Here is a 6,000-nt window from a genome sequence, read left to right as displayed (position 1 = left end):
GCCCCGCACAGGGGCGACGCTTGAAGCGAGCTAACGTAACGCGGATGCCAGCGCAGAGTCTAGAAACCCAAAACAAAAACAAAAGCAAAAGCAAAAACCAAAAGGCGAAACAGAAAAACCTGACGACCCGAGCGGGGCCACAACCTCCAGGCCGTCAGCCAAGACACAGACAGACACACACTACTGAGCCAAACCCCGCCCCAAAACCGCACTCTCACGCACGCGACTTCCTATCCCTCAACTGCAAGATCATGGGCGTAAAAATCAACTGCATAGCAAGTCCCATCTTCCCGCCAGGCACAACAATGACATTAGGCCGCGACATAAAGGAGTCATGCAACATCGTAAGCAGATAAGGAAAGTCGATCCCTTTAGGCTTGGAAAACCGGATCACTACAAAGCTCTCATCAGGTTGCGGAATCTCCCGAGCGGTAAAAGGATTAGAAGTATCAACAGTGGGAACACGTTGAAAATTGACATGCGTACGCGAAAACTGCGGGCAAATGTAATTCACATAATCCGGCATCCGCCGCAAAATCGTATCCACCACCGCCTCATGCGAATAACCGCGCAGCGTCTGGTCACGATGCAGCTTTTGGATCCACTCCAGATTGATGATCGGCACCACGCCGACGAGCAGATCCGCATGCTGTGCGATGTCGACCTTGCTGGTCACGGCCGCACCATGAAGCCCTTCGTAAAACATCATGTCCGTGCCCGGCGAAATATCCTCCCACGGCGTAAACGTCCCCGGGTCCTGCTTGTACACCACCGCGTCCGCTTCATCGTGCACGTAGCGCCGGAACTTCCCGCCACCCGAACTCCCATAACTCGCGAACAACTGCTCCAGTTCCTCGAGCAGGTTCGCATCGGGCCCGAAGTGGCTGAAGTTGCGCACGCCGTCCCGCTCGCTCTGCCGCAACGCCTCGCGCATGCCGAGCCGGTCGTACCGATGGAACGCATCGCCTTCGACAATCTGCGCATTGATCTTCTCCCTGCGAAAAATATGCGTGAAGCTCCTCATGACGGTAGTCGTGCCCGCCCCGCTCGACCCCGTCACCGCAACGATCGGATGTCTGACTGACATGCGCTGTCTCCTTGCTACAGTTCAAGAGTCAGACCGAGGTCTCCGGAAGGAACAATGAGCGCTCACGAAAAAGCGGCGACGTGAAAGGCATGTCGATACCCAGGTCGTGCTCGCGGTGATAGCGCCCAATACGCGCCACTTCGCTCGACGAGCCGAGTATCAGCGGCATGCGCTCATGGAACGTGCGCGGCGCGCCGTCGAGCACGCGCTCGCGGCCCGTCGTCGCCATGCCGCCCGCCTGCTCGACCAGAAAGCCGAGCGGGCTCGCGTCGTAGACGGCGGACAGGCGCCCGCGCATCGCCGAGCGCGTCCGGAAGTCGCGCGGCATCAGGAACAGCCCGCCGCGCATCAGAATACGATGCACTTCGGGCACCAGCGCGTCGCTCCAGCGCAGACTGAAATCGCGCTCGCGGCAGCCCGCGCGGCCCTCCCGGCACTCGTGCACGTAACGGCGCACGGGCGGCTCCCAGAAGCGCTCGTTGGAGGCGTCGACGGCAATCTCGCCCGTCTCCTCCGGTATGCGGATCGATGGATGCGTGAGCACGAACTCGTCCGTCTGGCCGTCGAGCGTGAAGCCGTGCGTGCCCTCGCCAAGCGTGATGACGAGCATCGTCGCCGGGCCGTAGATCGTGTACCCCGCTGCCGCCTGTTCACGGCCGGGTTGAAGGAACGGCGCGCCATACGCTTCGCCATAGGATTCGCAGTCCAGCTCGCCATAGGCTTGCGCTCGCGCGTCGCCGCCGTTCACATCGCTGCCTTGCGGCTGCACGCGCATCACCGAAAAGATCGAACCCGCCGTGCCGTTGATGTCCGCATTCCACGGGCAGTTCAGCGGATCGAATGCAAGCTGGTACTCGGGCATGGCCGCGCCGTCCAGAGGCGCCGCGCGGCCGTTGCGCACAGCCGCCTCGGCGAGCTTGCGACGTCGCGTGGAATACGCGAGCACCGCGCCGCCCGCTACCGAATCGGCCTGCGCGCTCTCGCCCAGCGTGCCGCGCGCAAGCGCCGCGCCGATGGTCTTCACCGACGCCGCGACGTCGTGCAGCACGGTCTGCAACGCGGTGGACGGCCGTGTCGACATCAGATGGTCAGCGTCGCCGGCCAGGAACCTCGTGAGCGTAATGTTTGCGTGACGCATGATGCTCTCCTACGAAGTGGGGAATTCTGGCGCGGCGCCGGGTACCATCCCGGCGCCGCCTGATTCGGAGAACACGCTGCTCGCGCGGATATCGGCGGCGCTCAGCAGCGTCAGCGCGGCAGGGTCGGCGCTTGCGCCGCCGCCCAGCGCATCGGCGAACAGGCGATTGGCCTGGCGCAGGCGCGCGCGGTCGAGCGCGTTGCGCACCGAGCGCGCGTTCGCGAAGTTCGGCTGACGCACGCGCCGCGCGAGGTAGTCCTCGAAAGCGCGGCGCGCGTCGGCGTCGAACCGGTAATGCATCGTGTCGAGCATGCGACCGGCGATCAGCAGCAGTTCGTCGGGGGCATAGTCGGGAAACGACAGGTGATGCGCAATCCGCGAGCGAAAGCCCGGATTGCTGCGAAAGAAGGTGTCCATCCGCGCGGCGTAGCCGGCCAGAATCACGACGAGATCGTCGCGCTGGTTCTCCATCGTCTGGAGCAGGATTTCGATCGACTCCTGGCCGTAATCGCGCTCGTTTTCCGGGCGATACAGGTAGTAGGCCTCGTCGATGAACAGCACGCCGCCCATCGCGCGCTTGAGCACTTCGCGTGTTTTCGGCGCGGTGTGGCCGATGTACTGGCCGACCAGATCGTCGCGCGTCACCGAAACCAGATGATTGCGCCGGATATAACCGAGCCGGAACAGCACATCCGCCATACGCAGCGCGACGGTGGTCTTGCCGGTGCCGGGGTTGCCGCTGAAGCACATGTGCAGCGTCGGCGCGCCGCATTCAATGCCGAGCGCTTCCCGCGCTCGGCCCACCAGCAGTTGCGCGGCGATTTCGCGGATGCGCGTCTTCACGGGCGCGAGGCCGACCAGATCGCGATCGAGTTCGTCGAGCACCTCGGCGATGCCCGACTCGTGAAAGAGTGCGAGCAGGTCGACGCGCGGCGCTTGCGTTTCCTTCTGTGCCGGTGGCTCCGTGACGACGGCGTTCATGACGATGTCTCCCTGTTGATGTTCTGATCCGCGCGACGGGCGTGCCTCCGCTAGCGCGGCGCGGCGCGCACCGTCGTGAGCGAATAGCGCTGCACGCGCGAGCGGTCGTCCTGGCGCCCCAGCACGAAGGGCTGCTCCACATCGGGCCGGTTGACGATGAACGACAGCCGCATCGTCTCGAAGCCGCGCACCGAATCGAAGGCATTCACCTTGATGTAGTGCTGCGGATACGCGTCGCGGCACCGCGTCACTTCCATCATCACGCCCGCTGCGTCGCGCAGATCGAACATCGGCAGGCCCCACATTTCCCAGTACGTATTGCGCGGATGCGGGTCGTCGGTGAATTCGACCGAGCACGACCAGCCCTGGCTCAGCGCGTACTGGATCTGCATGCGGATTTCGTCGTCGGTCAGATCGGGCAGGAAAGAAAACGTCCCCTGGGTGATGCGCATGGCGGGCTCCTCATTCGGATGCGGCGGGTACGGCGCTGATGGCTCAGGCCACGCTCGGCGTGACGGCGAAATCGGGTGTATCGGTCGGCGTGTAGTTGAACGTGATGTCGCCCCATGTATCGAGCGCCTGCTTGAGCGGCGTGCAATGACGCGCTGCCGCTTCGAGCAGATCGGGGCCTTCGCTGGCGATGTCGCGGCCTTCGTTGCGCGCCTTGACCATCGTTTCGAGCGCGACGCGGTTTGCCGTCGCGCCCGCCTGAATGCCGGACGGATGGCCGATCGTGCCGCCGCCGAACTGCAGGATCGCGTCATCGCCGAACAGATCGAGCAACTGATGCATCTGCCCCGCGTGAATGCCGCCCGACGCGACGGGCATCACCTTGCGCAAGCCCGCCCACGGCTGGTCGAAATAGAGGCCGCGCGTGAGATCGACGGGATTGTGGGACTCGCGCAGCACGTTGTAATAGCCCTGCACCGAGAGCGGATCGCCATCGAGCTTGCCGACGGCCGTGCCCGCATGCGCGTGATCGACGCCCGCCATGCGCAGCCACTTCGCGATCACCCGAAACGAAATGCCGTGGTTGCGCTGCCGCGTATATGTGCCGTGTCCGGCGCGATGCAGATGCAGGATCATGTCGTTCTTGCGCGCCCAGCGTCCCATCGACGTGATCGCCGTCCAGCCGATCACCAGATCGATCATCACGATGCACGAGCCGAGTTCCTTTGCGAATTCGGCGCGTTCGTACATGTCCTCCATCGTGCCCGCCGTCACGTTCAGGTAGTGGCCCTTCAGTTCGCCCGTTTCGGCTTGCGCGCGGGCTACCGCCTCCATCGCGAACAGGTAGCGGTCGCGCCAATGCATGAAGGGCTGCGAATTGATGTTTTCGTCATCCTTCAGAAAGTCGAGACCGCCCTTGAGGCCTTCGTACACGACGCGCCCATAGTTCTTGCCCGACAGCCCGAGCTTGGGCTTGACGGTTGCGCCGAGCAGCGGGCGGCCGTATTTGTCGAGCCGTTCGCGTTCGACGACGATGCCTGTCGGCGGGCCCTGAAAGGTCTTCAGATACGCGACGGGAATGCGCATGTCTTCGAGCCGCAGCGCTTTCAGGGGCTTGAAGCCGAACACATTGCCGATGATCGAGGCAGTGAGGTTCGCAACGGAGCCTTCCTCGAACAGATCGAGGTCATAGGCGATGAACGCGAAGTACTGCGGTTCGCTTTCGCTGGCGTTGGGGACGAGATCGACGCGAAACGCTTTGGCGCGGTACATGTCGCACGCGGTCAGGCGGTCGGTCCAGACCACGGTCCAGGTGGCCGTCGACGATTCGCCCGCGACGGCGGCGGCGGCTTCTTCGGGCTCGACGCCCGGCTGTGGCGTGATGCGGAACAGCGCGATGATGTCGGTGTCTTTTGGCGTGTAGTCCGGCTGCCAGTAGCCCATCTCGCGATACTTGAGGACGCCCGCTGAATAGCGCGAGCGTTGTGGTGTGCTTTCTGGTGTGCGTTTGCTGCCTGCGGGCTTCACGGCTTCCTTGCTGAAATCGTTCATCGCGCTGCCTCGATATGGATCGTGGCGCGCCTGTGGTGCTGCGCACGCCTTGGGTGGGAGCTGGCGCGCATCGAAAGTCGCCGGCCTTGCAGGTCAATGTAGGCGGCATGCCGGATGAAGTGAATTCACGATTTTTTTCAGCAGGCTTAAGTGATCCGTTAACACGCGTGCACCGAATGCAAAATGCGTCCACAATGGGTTATCGGCTCGTGGAACACTTTGCTGCGGTTCCGCTACAGTAAGGCGCGTAAACGGCGCGCCCTTTCCCGTCGGGCTGTAACTGGTACGACAGTTGCATCAGCAACATGGGCCGAGGCGAATGGATGTGTTGCGTGCGCGCATGCAGGCGTTCTTTCGCAATGGGACCGCCGTTTTTGTTTTCTTCATTCGCTAAAGGAGGACGAACATGCAGTGGACTACCCCTGGATATACCGATATGCGGTTCGGGTTTGAAATTACGATGTATATCGCTACGAGGTGATGGCCCCGTACGGGGCCGGGCCTGGTTTTCGTCGTGGGTTTTTTTTGCCGGGACGGCCCCGTCTGTTTTTTGCTTTTTCGTTTTTGATTGTGGTTTTTGTGCGGTGCCGCAAGCAGTTGCTGTCTGTTAGCGCGCTTCGCGCGTCGCCGTTCGGTGTGCTGGCTTTTGCGCTGGCATCCGCGATTCGTTAGCGTGCTTCAGGTGTCGCCGTTTCGGTGGGCTGGCCTTTGCGCTGGCATCCGCGATTCGTTAGCCCCCTTCACGCGTCGCCCCTGTGCGGGGCGGCACCTACTTTTCTTTGCCGCCGCAAAG

6 protein-coding genes are annotated in these 6,000 nt (G+C 62.7%); 1 reads left to right on the top strand and 5 read right to left on the bottom strand.

Features of this window, described 5'->3' with window-relative positions:
* Window positions 1-214 precede the first annotated feature (214 nt).
* The 5 genes from KFO72_RS41005 to KFO72_RS40985 are packed head-to-tail and all read right to left on the bottom strand — an operon-like array spanning window position 215 to window position 5,207.
* Complete coding sequence (locus KFO72_RS41005; RefSeq protein WP_060607648.1) at window positions 215-1,087, bottom strand: phosphoribulokinase; 873 nt, start codon at window positions 1,085-1,087, stop codon at window positions 215-217.
* A 28-nt stretch (window positions 1,088-1,115) separates the two neighbouring features.
* Window positions 1,116-2,225: a class 1 fructose-bisphosphatase gene (locus KFO72_RS41000; RefSeq protein ID WP_225034490.1), complete on the bottom strand. Its 1,110-nt coding sequence runs from the start codon at window positions 2,223-2,225 to the stop codon at window positions 1,116-1,118.
* Between the two features lie 9 nt (window positions 2,226-2,234).
* Entirely contained in the window at window positions 2,235-3,206 is a 972-nt protein-coding gene (gene cbbX / locus KFO72_RS40995) for a CbbX protein (protein WP_054931969.1), read from the bottom strand.
* A gap of 50 nt (window positions 3,207-3,256) precedes the next feature.
* Complete coding sequence (locus KFO72_RS40990) at window positions 3,257-3,658, bottom strand: ribulose bisphosphate carboxylase small subunit (RefSeq protein WP_054931968.1); 402 nt, start codon at window positions 3,656-3,658, stop codon at window positions 3,257-3,259.
* A gap of 43 nt (window positions 3,659-3,701) precedes the next feature.
* Window positions 3,702-5,207, bottom strand: coding sequence for a form I ribulose bisphosphate carboxylase large subunit (locus KFO72_RS40985; RefSeq protein ID WP_225034489.1), 1,506 nt, complete (start codon window positions 5,205-5,207; stop codon window positions 3,702-3,704).
* Window positions 5,208-5,613: 406 nt separating this feature from the next.
* Here KFO72_RS40985 and pqqA point away from each other — a divergent pair, with 406 nt between their 5' ends.
* The gene (gene pqqA / locus KFO72_RS40980; protein ID WP_007576927.1) at window positions 5,614-5,688 is read left to right on the top strand and encodes a pyrroloquinoline quinone precursor peptide PqqA; all 75 of its coding nucleotides are present in this window, start codon (window positions 5,614-5,616) and stop codon (window positions 5,686-5,688) included.
* Window positions 5,689-6,000: the final 312 nt, after the last annotated feature.

The sequence above is a fragment of the Paraburkholderia sp. XV genome (assembly GCF_020177535.1).
In the GTDB taxonomy this organism is placed as follows: Bacteria; Pseudomonadota; Gammaproteobacteria; order Burkholderiales; family Burkholderiaceae; genus Paraburkholderia; species Paraburkholderia caribensis.
The sequence above is the reverse complement of the archived record's forward strand: the minus strand, read 5'-3'. Positions and strand labels throughout refer to the sequence as shown.